This window comes from Streptomyces zaehneri, from assembly GCF_032248645.1.
Taxonomy (GTDB): Bacteria; Actinomycetota; Actinomycetes; order Streptomycetales; family Streptomycetaceae; genus Streptomyces; species Streptomyces coriariae.
Map to the genome: position 1 here is coordinate 30,751 of NZ_JASTTJ010000032.1, position 25,787 is coordinate 56,537.

Annotated in this window: 19 protein-coding genes; 6 read left to right on the top strand and 13 right to left on the bottom strand. The window is 71.9% G+C overall.

What is annotated here, in order from left to right; translation table 11 throughout:
• Positions 1-178: 178 nt before the first annotated feature.
• From QQM72_RS36555 to QQM72_RS36565, 3 genes are read right to left on the bottom strand one after another with little or no spacing between them, the layout of a single operon-like run.
• On the bottom strand, positions 179-1,453 hold the full coding sequence (locus QQM72_RS36555; protein ID WP_314225096.1) for a cytochrome P450: 1,275 nt from the start codon (positions 1,451-1,453) through the stop codon (positions 179-181).
• A gap of 34 nt (positions 1,454-1,487) precedes the next feature.
• Positions 1,488-2,402: an aromatic prenyltransferase gene (locus QQM72_RS36560; protein WP_314225097.1), complete on the bottom strand. Its 915-nt coding sequence runs from the start codon at positions 2,400-2,402 to the stop codon at positions 1,488-1,490.
• Between the two features lie 29 nt (positions 2,403-2,431).
• Positions 2,432-3,505 carry a polyprenyl synthetase family protein gene (locus tag QQM72_RS36565; RefSeq protein WP_314225098.1) on the bottom strand — a complete coding sequence of 358 codons (1,074 nt, stop codon included), beginning with the start codon at positions 3,503-3,505 and terminating at the stop codon, positions 2,432-2,434.
• A gap of 655 nt (positions 3,506-4,160) precedes the next feature.
• Between QQM72_RS36565 and QQM72_RS36570 the strand changes: the two genes are divergently transcribed.
• From QQM72_RS36570 to QQM72_RS36585, 4 genes are all read left to right on the top strand, one after another.
• A complete protein-coding gene (locus tag QQM72_RS36570; protein WP_314225134.1) occupies positions 4,161-5,072 on the top strand; it encodes an aromatic prenyltransferase in 912 nt (303 codons plus the stop codon).
• Between the two features lie 207 nt (positions 5,073-5,279).
• Positions 5,280-5,762: a TetR/AcrR family transcriptional regulator gene (locus tag QQM72_RS36575; protein ID WP_314225099.1), complete on the top strand. Its 483-nt coding sequence runs from the start codon at positions 5,280-5,282 to the stop codon at positions 5,760-5,762.
• A gap of 214 nt (positions 5,763-5,976) precedes the next feature.
• Positions 5,977-7,524: a DHA2 family efflux MFS transporter permease subunit gene (locus tag QQM72_RS36580; RefSeq protein ID WP_314225100.1), complete on the top strand. Its 1,548-nt coding sequence runs from the start codon at positions 5,977-5,979 to the stop codon at positions 7,522-7,524.
• Between the two features lie 417 nt (positions 7,525-7,941).
• A complete protein-coding gene (locus QQM72_RS36585; protein WP_314225101.1) occupies positions 7,942-8,469 on the top strand; it encodes a DUF6584 family protein in 528 nt (175 codons plus the stop codon).
• 191 nt (positions 8,470-8,660) lie between these two features.
• On the opposite strand, the gene QQM72_RS36590 is transcribed toward QQM72_RS36585, so the two are convergent.
• Positions 8,661-9,947: an AfsR/SARP family transcriptional regulator gene (locus tag QQM72_RS36590; protein WP_314225102.1), complete on the bottom strand. Its 1,287-nt coding sequence runs from the start codon at positions 9,945-9,947 to the stop codon at positions 8,661-8,663.
• A gap of 532 nt (positions 9,948-10,479) precedes the next feature.
• On the opposite strand from QQM72_RS36590, the gene QQM72_RS36595 reads away from it, so the two are divergent.
• Positions 10,480-11,043, top strand: a complete 564-nt coding sequence (locus QQM72_RS36595; RefSeq protein ID WP_314225103.1) for a GNAT family N-acetyltransferase — start codon at positions 10,480-10,482, stop codon at positions 11,041-11,043.
• 260 nt (positions 11,044-11,303) lie between these two features.
• On the opposite strand, the gene QQM72_RS36600 is transcribed toward QQM72_RS36595, so the two are convergent.
• The 5 genes from QQM72_RS36600 to QQM72_RS36620 form a co-directional block, all read right to left on the bottom strand.
• Complete coding sequence (locus QQM72_RS36600; protein WP_314225104.1) at positions 11,304-12,893, bottom strand: class I adenylate-forming enzyme family protein; 1,590 nt, start codon at positions 12,891-12,893, stop codon at positions 11,304-11,306.
• Between the two features lie 516 nt (positions 12,894-13,409).
• Positions 13,410-14,405, bottom strand: a complete 996-nt coding sequence (locus QQM72_RS36605) for a class I SAM-dependent methyltransferase (protein WP_314225105.1) — start codon at positions 14,403-14,405, stop codon at positions 13,410-13,412.
• The gene (locus QQM72_RS36610) at positions 14,402-15,568 is read right to left on the bottom strand and encodes a DegT/DnrJ/EryC1/StrS family aminotransferase (RefSeq protein ID WP_314225106.1); all 1,167 of its coding nucleotides are present in this window, start codon (positions 15,566-15,568) and stop codon (positions 14,402-14,404) included. The genes QQM72_RS36605 and QQM72_RS36610 overlap by 4 nt, the downstream gene beginning before the upstream one ends.
• Positions 15,569-15,586: 18 nt before the next feature.
• Positions 15,587-16,129: a cupin domain-containing protein gene (locus tag QQM72_RS36615; RefSeq protein ID WP_314225107.1), complete on the bottom strand. Its 543-nt coding sequence runs from the start codon at positions 16,127-16,129 to the stop codon at positions 15,587-15,589.
• 66 nt (positions 16,130-16,195) lie between these two features.
• The gene (locus tag QQM72_RS36620) at positions 16,196-17,263 is read right to left on the bottom strand and encodes a type III polyketide synthase (RefSeq protein ID WP_314225108.1); all 1,068 of its coding nucleotides are present in this window, start codon (positions 17,261-17,263) and stop codon (positions 16,196-16,198) included.
• A gap of 449 nt (positions 17,264-17,712) precedes the next feature.
• On the opposite strand from QQM72_RS36620, the gene QQM72_RS36625 reads away from it, so the two are divergent.
• Positions 17,713-19,032, top strand: a complete 1,320-nt coding sequence (locus tag QQM72_RS36625; RefSeq protein WP_314225109.1) for a multidrug effflux MFS transporter — start codon at positions 17,713-17,715, stop codon at positions 19,030-19,032.
• A gap of 588 nt (positions 19,033-19,620) precedes the next feature.
• Here QQM72_RS36625 and QQM72_RS36630 read toward each other — a convergent pair.
• From QQM72_RS36630 to QQM72_RS36645, 4 genes are all read right to left on the bottom strand, one after another.
• Complete coding sequence (locus tag QQM72_RS36630) at positions 19,621-20,232, bottom strand: hypothetical protein (protein ID WP_314225110.1); 612 nt, start codon at positions 20,230-20,232, stop codon at positions 19,621-19,623.
• A gap of 743 nt (positions 20,233-20,975) precedes the next feature.
• A complete protein-coding gene (locus QQM72_RS36635) occupies positions 20,976-21,341 on the bottom strand; it encodes a DUF3099 domain-containing protein (protein ID WP_314225111.1) in 366 nt (121 codons plus the stop codon).
• A 332-nt stretch (positions 21,342-21,673) separates the two neighbouring features.
• Positions 21,674-23,467 carry a cytochrome bc1 complex cytochrome b subunit gene (gene qcrB / locus QQM72_RS36640; protein ID WP_314225112.1) on the bottom strand — a complete coding sequence of 598 codons (1,794 nt, stop codon included), beginning with the start codon at positions 23,465-23,467 and terminating at the stop codon, positions 21,674-21,676.
• 408 nt (positions 23,468-23,875) lie between these two features.
• Complete coding sequence (locus QQM72_RS36645; RefSeq protein ID WP_314225113.1) at positions 23,876-25,417, bottom strand: FAD-dependent oxidoreductase; 1,542 nt, start codon at positions 25,415-25,417, stop codon at positions 23,876-23,878.
• Between the last annotated feature and the right edge of the window lie 370 nt (positions 25,418-25,787).

The window sequence follows — 25,787 nt, forward strand, 5'->3', positions numbered from 1 at the left end:
CCTCGGCTTGTCGGGGCGCGCGATCGGGAAAGGGATGTGGGGCGTGGGTGCGCGGTCGGGGGCGGACCAGGGCGCTTCTTCCGGATCGGGCCGGATCAGGCGGCCGTGGTGTCCGGTGCGGTGCATCGCAGGGCGGGGCATGATCCGCGTAGTGGGTGTACGTGGGTGAAGAGGGGCCCTAGCGCGGCTGGGGGACCATGTGCAGGCGTTGGGGGTGCAGGGTGGTGTGCGCCGCGGCGCGGACCCGGGTGCCGGGTGGGAGGGTCAGCTGCCATTCGCGGGCCACCGCGCCGAGCAGGATCTCGAGTTCCTTCCAGGCGAAGGCCTCTCCGACGCATCCGCGGGCGCCGGCGCCGAAGGGGATGTAGGACGCGTCCTGCGCGGTCGGCCTGAGGGAGAGCCAGCGGTCCGGGTCGAGGCGGTGGGGGTCCGGATAGCGGTCGGGGTCTCTGTGCAGCAGGTAGGAGCTGAACATCACGTGGGTGCCCGCGGGGAGGGCGTGCTCGCCGAGGGTGACGTCGCAGAGGGTCTTGCGGCAGGTGATCCAGACGGGCGGGTAGAGCCGCAGTACCTCCATCAGGAAGCGCAGGGCGTAGCCGGGCGGGCCCTGCCCGTGGCCGGGGCGGACGCCCGCGCCAGTGGCTGTGGCTGTGGCTGTGCCCGTGGCTGTGGCTGTGGCTGTGGTGTGTGCCAGGTCTTTGAGGACCTTCTCCTCGATCAGGGGGTCCTCGGCGAGCAGGTACAGGGCCCAGGACATCACCGAGGCGGTGGTGACGGTGGCCGCGGTCAGCATCATGACGGCCTCGTCGCAGATCTGATCGGCGCTCAGGGCGGCGGTGCCGCCGGGCCCGGTGTCCGCCAGCAGCGCCGAGAGGTGGTCGCCGGTCGCGGCCGGGGAGCCGAGCCGGCCGGTGACGCACGAGGCGAGCAGCGTACGGAAGCCGGTGAACGCCCTGGCCAGCCGCTGGGAGGACTGCTGCGAGCGGGCCGCCCTGCCGTACAGCGGTTTTCTGATCATTTCCCAGGACAGGGCCGCGAGGTGTGCGCCGAGGGCGTTCGACGTCTCGCGCGCCAGCGCGCCGAAGAGGGTGTTCAGCGCGATGCCGCTGGCCGCGCGGCACATCTCGGCCTGGATGTCGACGAGTTGTCCGGGACGCCACAGGGCCGCCGTGTCCCGGGCGGTCTCCTCCATGACCGGGGCGTGGCCGGCGACCGCGGCGGTGCGCAGGTAGGGGTGGGCCAGCCGCCGGTAGTGCCGGTGCAGGGCGTCGTCCTGGGCGAGCAGCCCCGCCCTGCTGAGGATCCTGGCCTTCTGGAAGAGCTCGCCCTTGCCGTAGTGCTTGCCGTCCTTGACGAGGATGCGGCGCACCAGGGCCGCGTCGGTGACGAACTCGGCCCTCGCGCCGTCCACCGAGACGGTGCGCAGCGGGCGGCCGCGCAGGAGAGGCTCCATCCGGTGGAACCGGAACTGCGCGGGGCCGCTCGCGCTACGCGGCGTCGGCGGCATGGTCGATCGACGGCATCAGGTCCAGCCGGCTGCGCGCCTGGAAGCGGTAGTACTGCTGGAGTTTGTAGTACTCCTCGCCCGACGACGTCATGGCCGCGTACACCATCTTGGGGTCGTCGCCGCCGTAGGCGACGCTGTTGAGGAAGTGCTCGATCTTGGGGCCGAGCCGGGCGGGCAGCGCCAGCGGGTCGCGGGTCTTCACGCTGAAGGCGATGCGTTCGACGGTCGCCGAGTTCCAGCTCAGGGTGGCGTAGAAGCCGAAGGCCTTCTCGCAGAACCTGAGCATCTGCTCGCTGGGGTCGGGCATGCCGGTGGCGCGGTGCATGGCCAGGACCTCGGAGGGCCGGCGCAGGTGGTCGGGGAATCCGGTGAAGTACAGGTTGACGGTGTTGTTGCGGTAGTCGATCGCGACGACGTCTATCTTGTCGGCCAGGCCGCGGTCGGCGAAGAAGGCGAAGTTCTCGGCGAGGCTCGGCGGCATGGAGGGCAGGTCGCGCAGTTCGGCGAGGCTCTGGCTGTGGCCGCCGGGGAAGTACACCCAGATCTTGCGGAAGCCGCCGACGATTCCGAAGTCGATGCCGTAGCTGTCGATGGGGCAGTGTTGCTGGATGTCGTGGAGCAGGGTCTCCGCGGGGCGGCCGGTCTGGGTGATGAAGCCGTGGTCGCGGGCGCGCAGGTAGGGGTCGATGTGCCGCGGGATGGTGAAGCGGCAGTCGAACTCCCCTTCGTGGCGGGCGTTGGTCGCCACCCGGAAGGCGATGATGGCCTGCGGGATGGCGTCCTCGAACGCCTCGAGGACGGGCCAGACCTTCTCTCGTGAGCAGGCCACGTCGATGAGTCCCGCCGATTCCTCGACACCGGCGAAGAGGTCCGCCAGCTGCGTGGTTTCCGACATTCTTCCTCCAACTGCCGTACGGGGGCGGGTCACTTGTCGCGGTAGGCCACGCGCAGGGCCATGTTCGCCAGTTCGCCGCGCCACTGCGGGTCCAGGGGGGCGTCGGCGATGGCCGCGCGGCCCCGCTCGACGAGGGAGGCGATGTGCCGTTCGACGTCCTCGGGGACACCGGTGTCCAGCAGGCGGCGGCGTATCTCGTCGGGGGTGTGTCCCGGTTCGGTGATGAGGTCGCGGATGTGGGCGTCGCGCTGCATGGCCCAGCCCAGCAGGAGGGTCATCTTGTGCTGGCTGAAGTCGAGGCCGGCCGTCTTGCCGGTCCGGGCGGAGTCGCCGAACGCGTCCAGCAGGTCGTCGCGGAGCTGGAAGGCCTCGCCGACCGCCTCGCCGTACTCCGCGAGGGCGGGGGCGAGGTCGGCGCGGCCCGCCGCGCTCGCGCCGACGACCAGGGGGCGGTGGATGGTGTAGCGGCCGGACTTGATCAGGGCGATGAGCCGGGAGAGGTCGGGGTCGATGTTGAACTCGGCGGCGGCGGCGACGTCCATGTACTGGCCGATCATCACTTCGGAGCGCAGGCGGTGCCATTCGGCGAAGGCGCCGGAGGGGGCGGTGGACATCAGCTCGTCGGAGTAGACCAGTGCGAGGTCGCCGACGAGGAGGGCGACGCCCTCGCCGAAGCGGCGGGACTCGCCCTGCCAGCCGCGGGTGCGGTGCAGCGTGGAGTGCAGGAGGTGGACGGCGGGCTTGCCGCGCCGGGTGCGGGAGTCGTCCAGGACGTCGTCGTGGACGAGGGCGGAGATGTGCAGCAGTTCCAGGGCGGCGGCCGCGTCGATGACGGCGGGGTCGTCGGGGTCGCCGCCCGCGGCGAGGTAGCCGGTGAGGCAGAAGGCCGGGCGGACGAGCTTGCCGCCGGCGGTGGCGAGGTCGGACAGCGCGTCGATGGCGACGACGGCGTGTTCGTGGACCTGGGCGTAGCGGGCGCGTTCGGCGGCGAGGAAGGAGCTCATCCGGTCCTCGACGCGCTGGAGCAGGTCCTCGACGGTGCGCCGTGCGGAGGCGGCGGGCTCCTGGTCGGTGGCGGCCCGGCGGGTCACTGCAGTGGTCACGACACATCTCCTTGGACGGGGCTGGTGCGCTGGGGCGCTGGGGCGCTGGGCGCAGACGCGGCGGGGGGGTGGCTTGCGTCAGCGTGCGTGGTGCGGATGCAGCGGAGGTGGAGCCTGCTTGGAGCGGAATCCGAGCGGAACGGCAGGGAGCGGACCGGGGGGCGGCGGCAGGTGAAGGGAGAGAGGACAGGCGGGGGCGGGCCGGGGGCCGCCTGCGGCCCTGGTGGCGGGCAAGGTCCGGCGAGCTGTCCGCTGGTCTCGTCGTCCTCCTCGATCGGCCGGCGGCCTGCGGTCCGGCCGGCAGCCCGCGGTCCGGCCGGCAGCCCTGCGGTCCGGGCGGCAGCCCTGCTGTCCGGGCGGCAGCCCTGCTGTCCGGGCGGCGGCCTTTCGGGACTGTGCCCAGGGGGCGTGGACGGGGAAGCGGGCGGCCTCGCGGTCGCGTTGCCTGTTCCTGGCGCGTCGGCGGGGTGTGCCGCGGCAGCGGCCGGCCGTTCCTCTTCGGCGGCTGCGCCGGCAGTCCCCTCGAGGGACACCGGATCCGTCACGGGGTCTTCGGCCGTCGTACGGGCCCGGACGGCCGCCAAGTCATCGCCAAGCGGGGTGAGCGACGGTGGTGGCGCATGCCGCACTTATAGGCTGACCCTTGGAGGAGCTCATGCCAGAACCCGCTGGATTGGATAAGGTCTATTCGGCGGTTGCGGAAACGGCCAGGCTGCTGGGCGTGCCTTGTTCGCCCGACCAGGTGTCCCCGGCCGTGAAGGCATTCGGAGACGAATTCCCCGGAGCCCACATTGTTTTCAGCATGGCGGCCGGCGAACAGCACCGCGGAGAGCTCGACTTCGACTTCTCGCTGACTCCCAGGGGTCTGGATCCCTATGCCACCGCGCTGGCGAACGGTCTCATCGAGGAGACGGACCATCCCGTCGGCTCACTGCTGGCGGAGATCCAGGCGCGCTGCGCCATAGCCAGTTACGGCGTCGAGTACGGCATCGTCGGCGGCTTCAAGAAGTCCTATGCGTTCTTCCCGCTCGACGACTTCCCGCCGCTGGCGAAGTTCGCCGGCATTCCGTCCATGCCGCCCGGTCTTGCCGAGCATGTGGGCACGCTGACGAGCCTCGGCCTGGACGACAAGGTGTCGGCCATCGGCATCAACTACGCCAAGCGCACGCTGAACGTGTACCTCGCCGTGGCAGCGGTTCCGACGCAGACCAAGCTCGCGCTGCTGCGCGCGTTCGGGTTCGCGGAGCCGGACGCTTCGGTCGTCGAGTTCGTCAAGCGGTCGTTCTCCGTGTACCCCACCTTCGGCTGGGACTCCTCGGCGGTCGAGCGCATCTGCTTCTCCGTCAAGACGCAGAACCCGGGGGAGCTTCCCGCTCCCTTCCACCCGGAGATCGAGACGTTCGCGAACGGCGTGCCCCACGCGTACGAAGGCGGCCGCGAGTTCGTTTCCGCCGTCGCGCTGGCTCCGTCCGGCGAGGCGTACTACAAGCTCGCCGCCTACTACCAGAAGGCGCGCGAGGCCTCGAACGCCGCTTTCGCGGCCGACCGGGACGACAGCGCGTCCTAGCCCATCCCGGCGATCGGGCCCGGCAGGGTCACCGCCGTCGCGCGGGCGGCCGGGAGATCGGCCCCCAAGCAGCAGTGAGACCAGGCCCCGAGCCGGCGCATCAAGTGGAGATCGAGCGGCCGCCGAGCAGGGTGAGCAACGGTGTGGGCGCTTACCCGACCGGCCGCGCCCGGCTCGTGGCCGACGTTGCAGATATCTGGAGGAAACATGTCTGAAGCTGTTGAGGTCGAGGTAGAGGGCGCGGCTGCCCTGGCCGCGTACGGGCGCGCCATTGCGCAGGCCGGGGCGGCGGCGCTCTCCGGGCCTCGTGAGGAGCTGGGCGAGCGCCTCGTCGGTACGCTCCTGAAGACCTTCGAGGACCCCCAGACAGGGCCGCAGGTCCTCGAGGCCTTCCGCGTCGCCGTCAGCAGCGACGCGGGAGCGGCGCAGATGCGCCAGTGGATGTCGTCCCAGCTCCCCCGCCTGGGCGGGGAGGCGCTGGGGAAGTCGGTGACGAACCTCAGCGAAGCGACGACGGAACTGATCCAGGTGCCGCCGCTGCACGCCAACGCGGCGGCGGCGCAGGTCTGGGGTCTGATCATCCTGCGGTACATCCTGAAGATAGAGCCGGTCGCGTCGGCGTCGCAGGAGGAGCTCCTGGACCTCTTCGGCCCCACGATCCAGCGCTATTACACACCTGTGCTCGCCTGACCCGCCGGATGCCTGCCCCTGCCCGCCGTCTGCCGGCGGGGGCAGGCCGGCATCCAGGGCTTCGCGGTGAGAGGCGTGGAGCCGATCACGTCGGCATCGGACGAGATCGCCGAGCAGCTCATGCCCACCGTCGAGCGCTACATCATCGGCCAGCGGAAACACCGGCCAGCGGCAGAAACCGTCCGGCCTCGGATTATGGGAGACAACTAACGTCATGAGTACCGTAAGCACGAATTCACAGGAGCAGGCGGGCGGCCCCAGCGGCGGCAGTCCCCTGCGCTGGAAAGCGCTGGCTGTACTCACCGCGGTGCAGTTCATGCTCATGCTGGACGTCACCGTCGTGAACATCGCGCTCCCCAACATCCAGGACGACCTCGGTTTCACCACCGAGGGTCTCGCCTGGGTCGTCAACGGTTATCTGCTGATGGCCGCCGGATTCCTGCTGCTGGGCGGACGGGTGGCCGACCTGTTCGGCCGCCGCAAGATCTTCGTGGCGGGCGTCCTGCTCTTCGGCGTTTCCTCGGTCATGTGCGGTGCCGCGAACACCCCCGGTCTGCTCGTCGCCGGCCGGTTCCTCCAGGGATTCGGTGAGGCGCTCGCGGCACCGGCCGCGCTCGGTCTCATCGCCGTGCTGTTCACCGACGCCAAGGAGCGCGCGAAGGCCCTGGGTATCTGGGGCGGGCTGTCCGCACTCGGCGGGGCCGTCGGCTCGGTCGCCGGCGGTCTGGTGACCGACTTCATCGACTGGCGCTGGGTCTTCTACATCAACATCCCGGTCGTGGTGCTCGCGCTGATCGCGATTCCGCGCCTGATGCCGGAGAGCCGGATGGCCCGCCGCGAGGGTCAGCGGCTGGACGCGGTCGGGGCGTTCGGGACCACCCTCGGCCTGGTGGGTGTCGTGTACGGCCTGCTGAAGGCGACCGACCACGCGTGGGGTTCCTCGACGGTGCTGCTGCCGCTGCTGGGCGGAATCGCCGCGCTGGTCTTCACGATCGTGTGGGAGGCGCGCGTACCCGACCCGATGATCCCGCTCAAGTTCTTCAAGAACCGCACGCGGGTGACGAGCAACGTCATCAGCATGATGTCGTTCGCGTCGTTCTACACCTATGCCTTCGTGGCCACCCTGTACCTCCAGCACGTGCTGAACTACTCGCCGATGGAGACGGGCCTGGCCTACATTCCGCTCACCGTCGCGACGGGTGTCGGCATGGGCCTGTCCACCGCGCTGGCGCCCCGCGTCGGCGTCAAGCCCCTCGTGGTCATCGCCTTCTTCGGTGCCGCCGTGGGCCAGGTCATCGCCGCAAGCGGCTTCGGTCCCGACGCCACTTACACCGGCGGGGTCATGCCCGGGCTGATCTTCTTCGCGTTCTTCAACGGCATGGGCTTCCCCCTCCTGATCAACGGCGGACTGCACGAGGTCAGCGGGCAGGAAGCGGGTCTGGCCTCCGGCGTGCAGACCTCGATGCAGCAGATCGGCGCGGCACTCGGCCTCGCCATCCTGGTGCCCATCGCCCTGCGCTACGTCACCGACCACGCGGCGGAGGGCAACCTCCCGGCGGTCGCCTCCGACGGATACGCACTGGCGCTGTACTTCGCCGCGGGCGTCCTCGCCGCCGCGGGTGTGATCGCGCTGTTCCTGCTCGGGAAGGTGAGCGCCGAGAAGCGGGACGCGCACGCCGAGGCCGCCGAAGTACTGGCGGAAGGGCCCGTCCCCGCTCCGGCGCCTGCCGCAGCGCACTCCCCCGAGACCGCCAAGGCATGAGCGGGGCCTGACCCCACAGCACGTCGACGCACCATCTCCGGTCCGGGGGTGGTGCGTCGTGCTGTCCGCCGCGCCCGGCGGGCCGCCCCGGCCGCCCGCGCGCCGCGGGCTCGGTGCCCGCGTGACGGCCGCCGGGGCAGTACCGCGCACAGGCACCTGCGTCAGCGCCCGCTCCGCGGCCGACGCCCCCGGACACTCCAGACACCCCGGACGACGGCTTCCTCCCCGCGGCTCGGCCGAAGCGGCCGCGCTGCCGCACGCGGGCGGGTGGACAGGCTGTTCGGCACGGTCGAGGGCCGTGCCGTACCTGGCGGTGTCCCGTCTCGGCGAGGTACGGCCGGCGCCGTCGGGAGCAAGCGGGTCCTGAGCGGCGAAACCATGTCGACGTAGGCCGGAGCGGTGGCCGATCATGCGTTCATGCCCCTGACCGAGACCCTTGCCCGCATCGATGAGGACCTGGCCGCCGGCCGGGTTCCCGTCGCGCGCCAGCGCCTGCGCGGTCTCCTCTCGTCCTTCCCGCACGACCTGATGCTGCGCCGTCGTCTGGCCGAGGTGTACCGGCTCTACGGCGACGCCGCCGAGGCCGGACGCTGGATGTACCTCGAAGAGGACCGCGACGCCGACGAGACCGCAGCCTTCGAGGCGCGGTACGGCTCTCCCGGGTGGCGGATGAAGGCCCTCGCCTGGCACGGCCCCGAGGCGAGGGCCGCCACCGCCTTCGCGCAGGGCCAGCTGGTCGCGGTGCGGACCGCCCGCTCCGAGGAGTTGGGGCACCTGGTGGACTGGGACGACCCCGCCTCCTGGCGGGACGACCACGGCGGGGAGTGCGAGGCGCCCTGCGAGCCGTGGACGGCCGGCGGTGTGCTGGCGGGCGTCGGCTGCCTGGTGACGGCCCTTGTGTTCCTCGCGATCTGGGTGAACGGACTCGTCGCCCTCTTCGGCTGACTCAGGTCACCGGGGGTCTGCGAGGGCGCGCCGCTCCTGGTGCGTCGTGGCGTCCGCTCGGGCGGGCAGAGCAGTGGCCGGCCGCTCACCGGTGCCGTCGATCGCCCGCTTCCGCCCTGCCGGCCCCCCGGCAGGGCCTCTTGCCGCCGGGGGCGTATCGGCAGCCCGGCGCGGGTGTGCGCCGGGTACGGCTACAGCTCCGCCGGCAGGGGTGAGCGCAGGAAGTCGCCCCGCGGCAGTATCCCGTGATGGGCGGGCTGGCGGCGGGCGCTCCAGTGCGGTGCGCGCTGCTCCGGCAGCGTCGCGGGGCGCCGGGCCGGCCTGGTGTCCGTCCGGGGCTGCGGTCGCCAGTCCAGGGACGGCGCGTGGTTGAGTATCTGCTCCTCCAGCCGTTGCAGCGCCGGCCGCGGATCGATCCCCAACTCCTGTGCCAGCCACCGCTGGTTGGTGCGCAGCACCGCCAGCGCGTCGACCTGCCGGCCCGCCCGGTAGAGGGCCAGGCTCAGCAGTTCGCAGCCGTATTCACGCAAGGGGTGGTCCTGGACGAAGGCCTCCAGTTCGGCCGCCGCGATCTCGTGGGCGCCGGCGGCGAGCAGGGCCGCGCAGCGTCCCTCGGCCACCGACAGCCGCAGTTCCTCCAGCCGTGCCACGTCGGGCCGCACACAGTCGGTGTCCGCGACCTCGGCGTAGGCGGGCCCGCGCCACAGCGCCAGCGCTGCCTCGAACTCGTGTACCGCGCTGTGCGGATCGCCCCGGTCCAGGGCCTGCCAGCCGGCCACGGCCCGTTCGCCGAAGCGGTCTACGTCGACCTGGACGGCCCGGTTGTCGAGCAGATAGCCGCGTCCGTAGGTGCGCAGCACCGTCGGCCGGGTGCGGGGCGCGCGGCCGGGCTCCAGCACCCGCCGCAGATTGGCGACATACGCGTGGAGCGAGGAGACGGCCGCGGGCGGCGGGTGCCCGGTCCACAGCTCCTCGACGATCACGTCGAATGTCGTCGGCCGGCCCACCTTGCTGACCAGCAGTGCCAGCAGGGCGCGCTGCTTGGGCGCGCCCAGGTCGACCAGGCGGCCGCCGACGGCGGCCTCGATCGGACCCAGGGCGCGCAACGCGACCGCGGGACGCGCCGCGGGCATCTGCGGCGCCCGCCGGCCGGCCCGCCGGGCGTCCTCCGCGCGCCCGGGTGCCGCGGCCGCATGGTCCCGGCCCGCGTTCGCGACGCCCGTCAAGACGCCGTTCGTGACGCCGTTCCCGACGCCGTTCCCGACGCCGTTCGTGACGCCGTTCGTGACGCCGATTCCCGCGGCCGTCTGGCCGGACGCCGCAATTTCGGAATCGAGTTCGAGCTGCCTGGCCACGCATATCCGCAGCGCCTTGTTGGTGCGGCGAAGCTCTTGGATCTCGCGTTCCAACTCCGCGATGCGCCAAGCATCCGGAGTGCCGGGACTCGCGATACCGGCGTCTACCCTCTCGTTCGCCATTCGTGAACTCTCCATTTCCACGGGCGCATTTCACCTGTCGTGGATTCTGGGCAGGCAATTCCTCGGCCATTGTGCGCGACTTCGGGCGGCGAGGGCCGGCGCGCCCAGCCGGCGCCAATCGAACCTCGAGCCAACTTCAAGGCGCATGGCCGATGATGGGGCGCGGGAAGCAGCGGGGGCGGCCGGAGCTGATGCGTTCTCGGGCTGTGAGATCGACAAGTGCGGTGGGGTGAACGGGGCCTGACCGGCAGTGGCGCGGTCGCGGCGGCGATCACGGGTTCGGCGCGGAACGGTCCCCGCTCGAACGAGTCGCTGCCCGCAGGGCAGTTGGGGCTAGGAGGAAGCCATGCCGCCAGGCCGGGCCCCGAGGGCCGGGAAGACGGTCGGGCGTCCGCCACGACCTGAGTTCCGCGGGCGCCCCACCGCGGTGTCGGCCTCCGCGCGAATTCCGTGCCGGCACCTGGGGGTTCGCCGACAGCACCCCGAGTAAAGCCGTTGAACCGGCCGCCCTGCTTTGGGCACGATCAGTTGTGTGGACACCTATCTGGAGACCGAACGCCTGACCCTGCGCCGCTTCACTGCCGGCGACGCGGACCTGCTGATCGAGTTGGACAGCGACGCCGCGGTGATGCGCTATCTGAGCGGGGGTCGTCCGACCGCCCCCGAGATTGTGCGCGAGCGCCATCTGCCGAACATCATCGCCGGCTACGAGAAGTGGCACGGCGATCTCGGCCTGTTCGCCGCGCACGAGAAGGACGGCGGCGCGTTCATCGGCTGGTTCTGCCTGCGTCCCGAGCCGCAGGGCCCGCTGGACGAGGCCGAACTCGGCTACCGGCTGCGGCAGGCGGCCTGGGGCAAGGGCTATGCCACCGAAGCCTCGCGGGCTCTGCTGGCCAAGGCGTTCACCGGGCTCGATGTGCGCGTGGTCTGGGCCGAGACGATGGCCGTGAACCACGGTTCGCGCAACGTGATGGAGAAACTCGCCATGACGCTCGCGGACACCGTTCCCACTCCCCCCGACATGGAGATGGTCGAGGGCTCGGAGCACGGGGGCGTGCGCTACGAGATCACCAAGGAGCAGTGGGCACGGCAGTAGCCCCTGTGCGGACGGGCGTTGCGCGGCCAGGCCTGACGTGGCGCGGGCCTTCTCCCCCGGCCGGCCCGCCCTCGGGCCGGGGTCGTCGCGCGGTGTGTCGGCGGCGCCCGGCCCGACGGCGGGCAGCGGGGCCGTGAACCGCGGCGGTCCCGCCATGGGCTGGCGGGACCGGGCGGGCGCGGCCTGCGGGGGGAAGGGGGTGCCCCCTGCGGGTGAGGGGACGGCAGCGCCGGGGTGGTGTGCCGGTCACCGCTCGCGCTTCACGTCTGCTGCTGGAGCTGCTCCTGGAATCGCCGGGCCAGCGCCAGGCGCTGCACCTTCAGCGTGGCGGTCCTGGGCAGCTCGGCCTGCGGGATCTGTACGGGGTCGGCGAGCTGGGGGAACGCGGCGGCGACGGCCGCCCGCCAGCGGTTGAGGTCCAGGGGCTTGTCGTCGACGGTGCAGATCACCGGCACCGGTTCGGAGTTGGGGCCCTGCACCACGACCAGCTCGGTCAGCTCGTGCAGCCGGCCCAGCACGACGTCCTCGATCTCCAGGGAGCTCTTCACCCCGGGGATCATGTCGATCTCCCGGTCGAGCATGTGCAGGCAGCCGAACCTGGTGCGGTAGCCGACGTCCCCGGTGCCCCACCACTGGCCGTCGCGGTTGGCGTCGTAGCGTTCCTGTTCACCGAAGTAGGACTTCGCGATGCCGTCCCAGGCCACCTCGATGGCGCCGGGGTTGGTCTCGGAGGGGGGATTGCCGTCCCGGCTGACCACCCGGATCCTCGCGGCGCCCTTCGGCATGGCCCAGCCGACGCAGCGGCCGTTCGCCTTGTGGGCGGAGTGGCGGAAGTAGGCGCGGCCGACGGCCGGGCCGACCTCGCTCTGGCCGTAGATCTGGAAGAACAGGGCGCCGCGCCGGTCGGAGGCGTGCAGCAGCTTGCTCATCGTGCCGGGGTGGATGGCGTCGAAGGTGCTGCTGAAGACCTTCACCGACCCGAACGGCGCCCGTGGGTCCTCGGCGAGTTCCTCCCACTCCATCAGCGAGTTGGGCAGTGCCTCGACGAAGGCCGGCCGGTGCTTGATGAACTGCTCGGCGACCTCGGCGGGGCCCGTCTCCCGCATGAGCAGGACCGGGTACTCCTTGAGCAGCGCCAGGGACATCGCCGCGACCATCCGCGAGTGCACGAAGGGCACGTTGATCGCGACGGTCTCCTTCTTCCGCATCAGCGACAGCAGCCGCCACTGGGGGACGAGGCGGATGCCCTGGGTGCGGGGGGTGTGCACGACGAGCTTGGGTATGCCGGTGGTGCCGGAGGTGTGGGTGATGACGGCGGCCTCGTCGATGGGCCGGACGACCGGCTTGACGCGCGGTGAGCCGGCGAGTGGGGCGAGCCCGATGGCGCCGGGCCGGTCGCCGGCCGAGGTGATGACCCGCCGGGTGAGGTCCGCCAGCGGCACGTCGGCCAGGACGTCGAGCTTGGCGCCGTCGGTGAGCAGGGTCGGCTGGTCGACCCGCTGCAGCAGGACGCCCACGGTCGTGGCGTCCAGGGCCGGTGAGAGGTTCACGACGATCCCGCCGATGCGGGAGATCGCCGCGGCGAGCATCCAGTGGTCGGCGTTGGCCGTCTTGTAGATGACGACCCGCTCGTCGGGCCGGACCCCGGCCGCCCACAGGCGGGCCGCGAGGTCGTCGACGTGATCGGCGTACTGGGCCACCGTCAGACGCCGTCCCGCCTCGGGCAGGACGCCCAGGTCGTGGTCGAGGCTGATCGGGGTCGAGGGGTTGACGGCGGCCGCCATCTCCGGCAGCAGGCCGATGTGAAGACCGCGCTTCTGAATCGAGCGGTAAGCCACGGAGCCCTTCATCGTGGGCTGTCTCCTTTGCGGTGGGCGGTGGGCGGTGGGCGGTGGAGGTTCAGGCGGTCGACGGCTCGGTGCGGGATGCGGCGTGCAGGATGCGGGGACGGGGCCCCGGAGGGATGTGACGTGTGGTCACATGCCGTGGTGTGTAGAGGAGTTCGTGTCTGTAGGGGTGCGGTCCCGCCCGGCGCGGTCCCGCCCGGTGCGCTCCCCCGCCGCCGCCCCGGAGAACGGCCGGCCGGCGGGTCGCCGTACGCGGCCGGGGCCCTGGCCGTCTCCGGAAGGCAGGGCCGCCGGGCCGGGAGACCTCCCCCACGGCCCGGGGGATCCGCCCGGCCGGCGGCCTGCTGGGGCGTTTCTTTTGGATCGGGTCGGATCGGGTCGGATCAGGCCGCGGTGTCCGGTGCGGTGCACCGCAAAGGCGGAGCATGATCCGCGTACCGGGTGTACGCGGGCCGTGCGACAACGCCGCGAGGTGCCGTGCCGGACACCGTGGACCCGGGCTGGTCCAGAAGAGGCGTCCTAGCGGGCGATGACCATCGTCGCGGGCGCCGCGGCGTGGAACGAGACGTCCTCGAAGCCTGCCTTGGTCAGCCAGTCGTGGTAGTCCGAGCGCCGCCAGGTGCCGCCCTCCTGGCTCTTGAGGAGCATTTCCAGGGCGAACAGCAGCGGGAACGCCGGGGCGCTGCGGTCGTCGTCGACGATGTAGTCGGCGACCACCAGGGCGCCGCCGGGCTTGAGGGCCTTGCGCAGCCGGGTGAAGACCTCGATGTTGCTGTCGGCGTTCTCCTGGTGGGCGATGTGGGAGTAGACCGCGATGTCGTACTCGCCGGTGCCGAAGTCGGTGGTGTGGAAGTCGCCGTTGAGGGTGGTGAAGCGGTCCGCCACTCCGTGTTCGGCGACCAGCCGGTGGGCGATGGCGTTGATCGGCTCCCAGTCGAGCTGGACCGCGCGGGCGGCCGGGTTGGCCTTGAGCCAGACCGACGAGTAGATGCCCGAGCCGCCGCCCACGTCGAGGATGGAGATCTCGCCCGCGTCCGCGATGCCGAGCGCCTCGACGCCGGCTTGCGCGGCCGGGACCGACACCGCGGCGATGGCCGGGACGATGCCCTCCCAGTGCGGGTTGTCGGCGACCTCGGTCTCGCCGCCGGCCAGCGGCCCGCCGAGGCGGACGACCTCGGGCAGGTCGATGAGGCTGCCGGTGTGCTGCAGCTTCAGCTTGGCGAAGCCGGCCAGGGAGGCGGGCCTGCCTTCGACGAGGAAGGCGGACGCCTCGGGCGTGTTGCGGTAGCGGCCGTCCTGGAGCACCACCAGTTCCACGCTGACCAGGCCGTCCAGCAGGCCCTGTGCGCCGCGCTCGGAGATGCCGGCGCGGGCGGCGACCTCGGCGGCCGTGCCGGCGCCGTTGTCGAGGTGGGTGAAGACGGCGTGGGTGGCCGCGGCGCCGATGACGCCGGTGTTCCAGTAGCCGTTGATCAGCCTCATCACACCGTCCGGTGCAGGCTGGTTGTTCGTCATGCCGCTCCCTTCAGGGTCCGGGCGGGCTTGGCGTGGGTGCGCAGCGCGCTGCGCAGGACCTCGCAGACCCGCTCGACCTGGCTCATGGTCAGCTCGGCGTGCATGGGGATGCCGAGGTTGCGCTGGAAGAGGTCCGCCGAGACCGGGCAGACCTGCTTGGCGTCGAACGCGGGCTGCACATGGCTGGCCCAGGTGCCGTGCAGGGTGCCGATGCCCTGGGCGCGCAGTTCGGTGGCGACAGCCCCGCGGTCGACGCCCGGGTCCAGGGTGACCAGGTAGGACTGCCAGGCGTGGGTGCGGTCGGCCGGCACGTGCGGCACCGTCAGCAGTTCCTCGTCGGCGAGGAGTTCGGCGTAGCGGGCGGCGACGGCGCGCCGGCGCTGCATGAGCTCCTCGATACGGCCGAGCTGGACCTGCAGGATCGCCGCGGCGATGTCGGAGAGTTTGAAGTTGTAGCCGATCTCGGTGAACTCGGGGATCGGCAGGCCGATGACCTGGCCCATGTCGAAGATGCTGCCGATGCCGAACGACGACAGCTGGCGTGCCTTCGCGCCGACGGCCGGGTCGGTGGCGATGAGGGCGCCGCCCTCGCCGCTGGTGGCTCCCTTGCGTCCGTGGAAGGACAGACAGGCCACCTCGGCCAGTGCGCCCGCTTCGCGTCCCTGGTAGGTCGCGCCGACCGCGCAGGCGGCGTCCTCGACGAGGAACAGCCCGTGCCGGTCGGCGATGGCCTGCAGGGGTGCGTAGTCCGCGGGCAGGCCGACGGTGTCGACGGCGATGATGCCGACGGTGCGGGGGGTGACGAGGTCCGCCACCGACTGCGGGTCCACGGTGCCGGTGTCGGCGCGCACGTCGGCGAAGACGGGCGTGCCGCCGACGTAGCGCACCGCGTGGGCGGGGGCGGGGAAGGTGTAGTCGGCGACGATGACCTCGTCGCCCGGCTGTACGCCGAACGCGAGCATCGCCAGGTGCAGGGCGGCGCCGCAGTTGCTGACCGCGACCGCGTCACCGGCTGCGTACCGTTGCCTCAGCTGGGCCTCGAGGGCCTTGCCCTTCGGTCCCTGGCCGGCCGGCCATCCCGAGGCGAACACCTCGGCGACGGCGGCCAGCTCCTTCTCCCCCAGGCTCGCGAAAACCAGGGGGATCTTTTCGTTGTCACTCATCTCTGTTTACGCTCCGCGCTATTCGGAGGACTGGGGATCGAGAGGAACAGGCGGTTCGTAGCGCTGCGGCGTGATCTGGCTGACGTCGTAGCGCTTGCGCATCTCGTCGATGGCGTCGGGGTTGATCCCGCCGGCCGCCCAGATCTCCGCGATCTCCTCGAAGTACCGCTCGTGAACGGGCGACGGATAGCACTGGAAGAGCATCCGCGCCGGTTTGTCGGAGGCGTTCCTGAAGGCATGCGGAGTTCCGGGTGGCACGAACATGGAGGCGCCCTCGGTGGCACGGACGGCCTTGTCCCCGCCGGGCGACTCCCATTCGTGCCAGTCCTGTGCGGTGCGCCGGGCCGGCTCGAAGGCCAGGAGCTGCAGCTCCCCCTCCAGGACGTAGAAGAACTCCTGGGCATCGCTGTGGACGTGCGCCCCGACATCGAATCCGGGAGGTACGACCACCTCGAAGATCGATATGGAGGAGCCGTGCTCCTGTGTGGCCTTGAAGGTCACTTCCTGCGCCTTGGTGATCAGCTTTCGCCCCTGACCGGGCGGGAGGATGAGGCCAGTCATGTGGTCAGCTTCCTTTGTCCGCGCGGAGTTTCACTCGAGTGACGTTCGGTCGCGCCCGCGTCGGACTCAGTCCAGCTCTCGGGGGCCGTCGACGCTCCAGCGGCCCAGCGCCATCTCGGCGGTGATGCCGGGGCCGAATCCCGCGATCAGACCGGTGGCGTCCTGGACGGGGGTGTCCTCCTCGAACAGGCGGCGGGCCGCGTCGAAGACGACGGCGCTGGCGATGTTGCCGTACTCGGTCAGCGTCGACCAGCTGTGGCGGAACACCGACCGGTCGACCTCGAGGAACTTGGCGAGGTCGTCCAGGATGCGCGGGCCGCCGGCGTGGACGATGTAGAAGTCGAGGCTGCCGGCGTCCCAGCTGTGGTCCTTGGCGAACTCGCGCAGCACCGGGGCGAGCGGCTCCATCGTGCCGGGCACGCGGCGGTCCAGCTGGAAGTGGAAGCCGGTGTCCTTGACCGCGTAGGAGATCCAGTCCTCGGTGTGCGGGATGAGGTAGGAGGCGTTGCGCTCCAGCTCGATGCCGACACCGCCGTTGCCGCGCACCACGGCGGCCGCGACCGCGTCGCCGAACAGCCCGTCGGACAGCAGCGAGCCGATGTCGTCGGCGTCGGGCTGGTAGCACAGCGAGCACAGCTCGCAGGAGACGATCAGGACGTTGGTGCCGGGGTGGGCCAGGCAGAAGTCGTGGGCCCGGTTGACCGCCGCGCCGCCCGCCGCGCAGCCGAGCTGGGCGATGGGTATCTGGCGGGTGTCGGAGCGGAAGCCGAGCGTGTTGATCAGCCAGGCGGTCAGCGAGGGCATGCTGAAGCCGGTGCACGACACGTAGATGATCGCGTCGATGTCACGGGCCGCCAGGCCGGCGTTCTGCAGGGCCTCTTCGATGACCGGCGGGGTCAGCTTCCGGGACTCGGCCTCGTAGATGCGGTTGCGTTCCGTCAGGCCCGGGTGCTTGAGCGTCTGCTCGATGGGCTGGACGATGTGCCGCTTCAGCACTCCGGTGTTGCGGATGAGCCGGAGCGCCAGGGGAAGCTGCGGCTTTCCGGCATGGGCTTTCGCTGCGAACTCGAGAGTCTCGTCGATCGTGATGACGTGTTCCGGCGCGCTCACCGCGGGCTTGCACAACCTGGGCATATTTGGGCTCTACTTTCTCTAGAGTCTGCCTTCTGTACGTGACGAATCTGCGCACAGCTTCCGGAGAGAGCGCAGCACACGGGAAAACACCGCGGCGCGCGGGGATTCGATGCGAGAGGAAACCTGTGCCGTGCCGGTAACGGACGCGGCCTCACCAGTACAGAACCGGTGTACAGATGCTCAATCCCCCGCCCCGTGAATGTTTTCGGGCAGGGAAGGCGTGCGGAAATAGTGACACGGCCGAACTCCTTGCGCCAAGGCCGTTTTGAAGGGATCCGAGGCGTTCCGAGCAAAACTCGAGCAGCGCACTGACGAGTCTCGACCTCGGCGGACGAAGGGCCTGGCCGGAGTATCACCCGGCCTCGGGCGCCACCCGCGCGCTGCCGGTTCTGTAGCGGTCTGCTGCGAGCATCGGCCTTGGCCACGTAACGAGTTGACGCGGAGGGCGCATGTCTCAGAAAGCCGAGGAAGCCACCGCCGGAGGCCGGCGGTTCCCCAGGGGGCGGTCCCCGGCGAAGGGCGGCGGGGACGCGGCCGGCGCGGACAGGTCGGTGCGGCGGACGGGGCTTTTGGTCACCATCCTGCTCGGTGCCCTCGCCGCGGTGCCGCCGATGTCGATGGACATGTACCTCCCGGCCCTGCCGGAGGTCACCCGCACCCTGGACTCGACCGCGACGACCGTGCAGCTCACGCTCACCGCGTGCCTGGCCGGCATGGCGATCGGGCAGCTCGTGGTGGGTCCGATGAGCGACCGGTGGGGGCGGCGCAGACCGCTGCTGGCCGGGCTGGTCGCCTACGTCGTCGCCGCCGTGATGTGCGCCCTCGCGCAGAACGCCGAGGTGCTGATCGGCTTCCGGCTGCTGCAGGGGCTGGCGGGGTCGGCGGGGATCGTCATCGCCCGTGCCGTCGTGCGCGACCTCTACGACGGTCTGGCGATGGCCCGGTTCTTCTCCACCCTGCTGCTGATCTCCAGCATCGCCCCGATCGTCGCGCCCGTCATCGGCGGACAGATCCTGCACCTCACCGACTGGCGGGGCATCTTCCTCCTCCTCGCCGCGATCGGCGTCGCGCTCACCCTGCTCGTCTGGCGCCGGCTGCCCGAGACGCTGCCGCCCGAGCGGCGGCAGAGCGGCGGAGTACGCGGAGCGCTGTGGATCATGCGCGGGCTCTTCGCCGACCGGGTCTTCACCGGATACCTGATGACCAACGGCTTCACCTACGGCGCGCTGTTCTCGTACATCGCCGCCTCGCCGTTCGTGATCCAGGACATCTACGGGGCGTCCCCGCAGACCTTCTCGCTGCTCTTCGGCGTCAACTCGCTGGGGCTGATGATCGTCGGCCAGATCAACGGCAAGATCCTGGTCGGCCGGGTCCGCCTGGACAAGGCCCTCGGATGCGGCCTGGCGGTGCTCGCCCTGGCCGGGGTGTCGCTGCTGCTGGTGACGGCAGGCGCCTTCGGCGACGTGGGCACGGTTCCCCTCGCGGCCAGTCTCTTCGTCATGATCTCCGCGCTCGGGCTGATCCTGCCCAACACCAACGCGCTCACCCTGATGCGCACCCCGCACGCCGCGGGTTCCGCCTCCGCGCTGGTCGGCACGTCCTGCTTCGTCATGGGGGCGGTCGCCTCCTCGCTCGTGAGCATCGCGGGCAAGGAGACGGCGGTGCCGATGGCCGTGATCCAGCTCGGCAGCGCGCTCGCCGCGATCGCCTCCTTCCTGGGGGTGTGCCGTCCCTGGCAGAACCGGCCGGCGGAGAAGACCGGGCACTGAGCACACCGCCGGCGGCCCGCACCCGCCCACGGCGGTCACCCCGGCCCGGCCGGCCGGGGTGACCGCCGTCCGGCGTGCAGGCGCGGCACACACCGCCGGGGGCCGGCGGGGCGGCGGCGCCACCACGGGCTTCGGGCTTCGGGCCTCGGGCTTCGGGTAACAGGCCACGGGCTTACGGGCCTTGGACGCGAGGGTTGCCCGGGGTTCTCCGCCAACTCACCTGCGGCGCCGATGGCTTCCCCTGACCGGGGCGGCGACTCCCCCGGCCAGAGCAGGGGGGACGGGACGCGCTCGCACTCCGCCCCGCACGTGATGTGGCTGCCGGGAACCGGGACCTTCGCGTTGTCCGGCCGCCGGCCACGGCGCAGGGCCGCTCGTCACGCACGCTGCGACACGTGCCTGCAAGGCCGCCGCCCGTCCCATGTGGGACGGGCGGCGGCCTTGCAGGATGCGGTCACACGGCGGGGCACGTCAGTGCGCGTGCCGTCGCCGCCCTTGCGGCCGGACTTGATCTCCGCGCGGCTGCAGCGGTCGGGCGCCCGTATCTGCGATGCCGTGTGAGCACACCGCGTCCGGACGGCGATCCGGTCAGGGCGCCCACCGAGAGTCGAGCGCGATGGTCTGCAGGCGGTCGAGCGTGAGCGGGGGCTTCGGCCGCGTCACCGGGCCGCCCTCGGCGTAGGAGTTCACCTCCTGGACGAGGACCCGGCGGCCGTCGGGGTGGAGGGTGTCGACCAGCCACACCACGGCGGAGCCGCCCTTCTCCGATGCCCGCTTGGCCCGCTTGACCTGGGTGCCGTCGGCCAGGGTCAGGGCCTGGCAGGCGATGTACTCGCCCTCGCAGCCCATGAGCCCCTCGAGGACGTCGCCCATGTCGTGCTGGGCGTTCACCCCGATCATGCTCTTTCCGCGGCCGTCGTCCCAGACCAGGGCGGCGTAGCCTTCCTGGCCCTGCTCGTCGGAGACCTTCGCGCCCTTGGGCAGCATGGACTTCAGCACCCGGATCATCTGGCGGCCGGACAGCGGCGCGCCCGAGTCGGAGAGCGCGGTCGACGGGGCGGAAGCGCTGACCGGGGCGCCGGCGGTCCGCGGAGCGGCGGAGGCCTGCGCCGCCGCACCGAGCCCGAGGGCCAGGACGAGGCCGGCGGCGACCGCCGCGCGGCGGCCCGGACGACGGCGTGCGGAGGTGTTCCTGTTCATGTGATGGCTTCCTTCTCTGGTCCGAACGCGGGTGTTCTCTGCGTCGTGGGACGGCGGGTGGTGCCAGGCGCCGCACGCCGCCCGGACACAGAGGTGTCCCGGTGCACAAGCGCAGGGTGGTGGTCGTCGTGCCGGCCGTCAGGGTGGTCGTGCCGCCTCGGCCGGTGCGACATCCACAGATTCCAGGACGCCGCGGACCCCCGGCAACAGCTGCCCCCACACGCGGGACAGCGGGACCGTCCCACCCCTGTTGAGCTGCGGAAACAGGGAGCCCTGGGACGCCTTCCTGGGATGCGGGGGACCACTCGCGCCCGGCCGGGCGGCCCTCGGCTGCGGCCGACGGCCCGTCAGCCGCCGGTGGGCAGGGGGACCCAGCCGGCGGGGCTGCGGTACCAGTGGTGCGGCAGAGCCTTGATGCTGGTGGTACGGAACGGGCGGCCGTGGCCGTCGATGCGCACCGGGCCGGGCCCGGCCGCCGGATGCCGGCCACTGCTCCGGCGCCGCTCCCCGCACCGGCCGCTCCCCCACCGGCGACTCGTCCGCCTCACCACGTGGGGCACGGTCTGCGTACCCGCCGTGGACGCCGGCTTGCGGGCCGGCTCGCGCCTTACCGCCCGCGGCCGCGGGTCAGATCCCGCACGGCAGGGCCGTCCGCGGGGCCGGCGGCGGGGGCGGGGGCGCGGGCGGCGGGGGGCGGTCGGTGCGCCGGGCGGGAAGCGGGCGCAGCCGGAGCAGGTGCCCGCTCAGGCGGCCGTGTTGCGTTCCGGCGGCAGGATGAGGGTGGGTTCGAGGGGCACGCGGGTGACGTGCTCTTCGGGCTCTTCGGGGACCTCGACCAGCGCGATCCGGGTGCCGCGCTGTTGGCGCCATCCCGCCTGGGCGGCGACCACGGCGACGTAGGGGATGACCACCCCGGCGACGAGGGCGCAGACGGCGACGGCGGGCCAGCGGTTCCAGGTGACCGCCATCAGGACCACACAGGCGCTGCGCACCAGCATGGCCACGATGTAGCGGCGCTGGCGCCCGCGCAGATCCTCCGACAGGCCGGTGCGCGCCCGGGTGATGGACTCGGCCCGGGGTCCAGCCCGGTGCCATGGGGTTCGGCTCATGGGGGCCTCCGTCGGCGCTGCGGCATCAGCGCCGGAAAGTGAGTTCGGCCCGCCCGGTCGGGCGGGCCTCGCGCGCTGTGCGGACGTTCGTCGGTGCTGCGGCCGCGCACCCGCGCACGCTCCGTGGCGGCCCGGTCCGCGTCACGGGGCCGGGTCACGCACTGCCGGGTCACGCACTGCCGGTGCGCGGAGTGACGGTGCGCGGAGTGACGGCGGCCGGCGGCCGGGTGGCGTGCGCACCGCCGCCCCGGTGCGACGGCGGCGGCGCGGGTGACCGTCCCCTGATCACCCGCGCCGCCGTGCCGGCCCGGTCCTGTGCGTGGTGCCTCGGGTCAGTGCAGTTCCTGGTCCGGCTCCCGTTCCTCGGCGGCGGGCCGCCTGCCGGTTTCCAGGTGTCCGTCGGACGGGGCGTGCCCGTTGGACGAGACGTGTCCGTTGGACGAGGCGTGTCCGTTGGGAGAGGCGTGTCCGTCGGACGGGGCGTGCCCGTCGGAGGAGTGTCCGAGGTGTTCCAGAGCCTGCCGCATCTCGCGCGGCGTGGGCTTGGCGATCTGCCCGCCGTACAGCCAGCGGCTGAGCCGGTGGCGCAGCACCTCCTTGCGGATCCGCGGGTTGGGCACGCCGTCCTGTCCGGCCGCGGGCGCGGGGAGCACCTCGGGGATCGTCCTGGACAGCAGGGTGTACTCCTGGTCGCGGTCGAGGCGTGCGTGGACCTCGACGAACTCGCCGTGCGGCAGGCGCTTGATCTTTCCGGTCTCGCGGCCGTGCAGGAGCTTGTCGCGGTCGCGCAGTTGCAGGCCGAGGCAGATCCGCCGGGTCACGATGTAGGTCAGCGCCGGGACGAGGAAGATCCCGATCCGTACCGCCCAGGTGATCTGGTTCAGGGACAGGTGGAAGCGTTCGGCCAGGACGTCGTTGGCGCCGCCGAAGAACAGCACCAGGTAGAGCGAGACGAAGGCGATGCCGAACGAGGTGCGTGTGGGGTGGTCGCGGGGGCGGTCCAGGAGGTGGTGTTCGCGTTTGTCGCCGGTGACCCAGGCTTCCAGGAACGGCCACAGGGCGATCACCGCCATCATCAGGGTGGGCAGGATGACGGCCGGGATCAGGACGCCCATGTTGACGGTGTAGCCGCCGGGCAGGACGAACTCCCAGGCGGGCATGGCGCGCAGGGCGCCTTCGAGGAAGCCCATGTACCAGTCGGGCTGGGAGCCCTGGGAGATCTGGTCGGCGCGGTAGGGGCCGTAGGTCCACACGGGGTTGATCTGGGCGGTGCCGGCCAGCAGGGTGAGCAGGCCGGAGACGAGGAAGAAGAACCCGCCGGCCTTGGCCGTGTACACCGGCATCAGGGGCTGGCCGACGACGTTGTTCTCGGTGCGGCCGGGGCCGGGGAACTGGGTGTGCTTGTGGTAGAAGACGTAGATCAGGTGGACGGTGACCAGGGCCAGGATGATGCCCGGGAGCAGCAGGATGTGGATGCTGTAGAACCGGGGGATGATCTCGTGGCTCGGGTATTCGCCGCCGAACAGGAACATCGTCAGGTAGGTGCCGACCACCGGGATGGCGAGGGTGACGCCTTCGGCGATGCGCAGGCCGGTGCCGGAGAGCAGGTCGTCGGGGAGTGAGTAGCCGACGAAGCCTTCCAGGGTGACCAGGACGAGCAGGGTGAAGCCGATCAGCCAGTTGACCTCGCGCGGCCTGCGGAACGAGCCGGTGAGGAAGTGGCGCAGGGTGTGGATGCAGAGCGCGGCGATCATGACCAGGGCCGACCAGTGATGCAGTTGCCGGATGAGCAGGCCGCCGCGTACGTCGAAGGTGATGTCGAGGGTGGAGGCGTAGGCCTGGGACATCGGGATGCCCTGCAGCGGGACGTGTGATCCCTGGTAGACGGTCTCCGTCATGCCCGGGTCGAAGAACATGGTGAGCCAGACACCGGTGAGCAGCAGCACGATGAAGCTGTAGAGCGCTATCTCACCGAACATGAAGGTCCAGTGGTCGGGAAAGACCTTGCGGATCAGGAACCGGAAGTTGTAGATCCCGAGCCGTTCGTCCGCCCAGTCGGCGACGCGTTCGCCCTTCGGCGCCGTGGTGCGCGCACTGTGCGGCGCCCTCTCCTCGGTCGTGCTCATACCCGCGCACCCTCCCCTCGCCGCTCGGCTGTCACAGGCACACCCGGTCCGGCCGGTGAGCGGTCGGTGGTGAGGGCGGCCTGCCGCGGCGCAAGCGGGCCCGTGCCCTGGAGCGGATGAAACGCTATCCACGCGGAACCAAACAGAACAACCGCGCTCAAGCCAGACTCAAGTGTGAACTCAAGTGATTCTTGAGTGAGTTGTGAGCGGCCCGGTTGCGTGATGCCGTTCCTCGGGTGCAACAGGCCGTGTTTTTGTGGCTGGTTGGCGGCGTGCGGGGGCTGTTCGTCAGCCAAGTAGGTTTTGTTTTGCGGTAGTTGTGTCACTCCCGTCATGCCCGGAGCGTAGGGCAGCGTTTTTCGGCCCGCGACGGTGTGCAACGGGCCAGGTGGCCGGAAAGCGGGGTGTTCACGGTCGCTTTCGCTCGCCGGCCGGTGCCGCGGCCGGCCAGTGGGCCGAGGAGCCGCCGGGCCGCGGCCGGGTGGAGCCGGCGGAGACGCCGATGGCCGGCGGAGACGGGGTGACGGGACGGCGCCGGCGGGCGTGGGGGCCGTGGGTGAGGCTGGGCGGCGCTGTTGTGGGGGCCGGGTCGCGCCGGGGGCGCAGTGCGGCCCGCAGCGCGTGCGTGCGCAGCGCCGCGGCGGGCGGGTCGGCCGACTGGTGCAGTTGGAGCAGCAGGGTCGCCGCGTGCCGGTCGGTGGTCGCGGCGGCGGCGATCCGGGAGGCGTACCGTCCGCCGAGCCGGGCGCGCAGCCCGGCCGGCGGGTCCTGGTCCGGGCCCGCCTGCGGGGTGCGGGTGCTCAGCCGCCAGGCGGGGGCGAGGCGGTGGGCGAGGGCCCGGCGCAGGCGGTGGCTGATGCCGACCGCGGTGCCGTGGGCGGTGAGCATGTCGTCCAGGACGAGGGCGCACTGCACGGCGAGTGTCATGCCGTGGCCGTGGGCCGGGTCGAGGGCGGCGAGGGCGTCGCCGACGACGAGGAACTGGTCGGGCCAGCGGCGCAGCTTGTCGTAGTGGCGCCAGCGGCTCTCGGTGCGGCCGGCGCCGTAGACGGGGCCGAGCGGGGTGGCGGTCTCGATGAGGTCGCGCAGCAGCGGGCTGCGCAGGGCGCCGGCGGCACGCAGCAGTTCCTCGTGGTCGGCGGGCGGCGGTGTGCCGTCGCCGGTGCTGAGCGACACCGACCAGCGGCCGCCTTCGACGGGGTGGAGCATGCCCTGGCGGGGGTCGCCGGGCGCGGCCATGAGCATGAGGCTCTTCCAGTCGGCGACATGGCCGAGGGGCGGTGCGTACAGGGTGGTGGCGTACGCGGTGCGGGTGTCGGCCACGGTTTCGGCGGGTGGTTCGTAGCCGAGTTCGGCGAGCCACTTCGGGGCGCGGGAGCCGCGTCCGGAGGCGTCCACGACGAACTCGGCCGGGATCAGCCGCCGGGGGGTGAAGCCGTCGGGTGCCGTGCGGTCCCGGCCGCGTGCCCATACGCCGGTGACGGTGTCCTGGGGGCCCGGCTGCAGGGCGACGACCTCGTGTCCGGGCAGGAAGGTCACCCTGGGGTCGGCGCGCAGCCGGTCGCGTATCACCGAGTCGAGGAGGTCTCGGCCGGCGCTGAGCATCGACAGGCCCGAGTCGAAGCGGGGCAGCCAGCCGGCCGGGCCGAGCAGCAGCGCGTCCTCGGGGAGGCGGACATGGACGGCTCCGGCACGGGTGAGGTCGCGGCGGATGCCGGGGAACAGCCGCTCCAGGCCCTGGTGGGCGGCGGTCATGAGGCTGTGGGTGTGACGTGCCTGGGGTACGCCTCGGCGGCGGCCGGGTCCGCGGGGCAGCCGGTCGCGCTCGATCACGGTGACGTGGTCCATGAAGTTGGCCAGGGCCCGCGCCGCGGTGAGCCCGGCGACGCTCGAGCCGATCACCACGGCGTGGCCGTGGCCGCCGCCCCCGTCGACAACACGTGCGTCCATACTCAACTCGGCCGCCTCCCCTGTGCGTTGTGGTTGCATCATGCGGTGCGGGGCCGTCTGCGCGGCCGGGCTGTGCGGCGCCTCGAGCGGCCTTCGAGGCGGACGCGAGGCGGACTCGAGGCGGACTCGAGCGCAGATGCCGGACGGGCGCCGCGCCAGGAGCGGCCGGACCTGGGCTGCAGGCGCCGTCGGGCCGGCGAGGCCGGCCACCCGCCGCCGGCGCCCGGCCCGACCCGCCCGGACGGCACGGGTGCAGCCGGGGACGGCATGGCGTGGCGTGGACTCCGGCCCCGGCGGCGCCCGGCGCGTGACCGGCGCAGGACGCCCTCGGTCACGGCGGGTTCTCCCCCGGCCCGGGCGAACGCCCGCG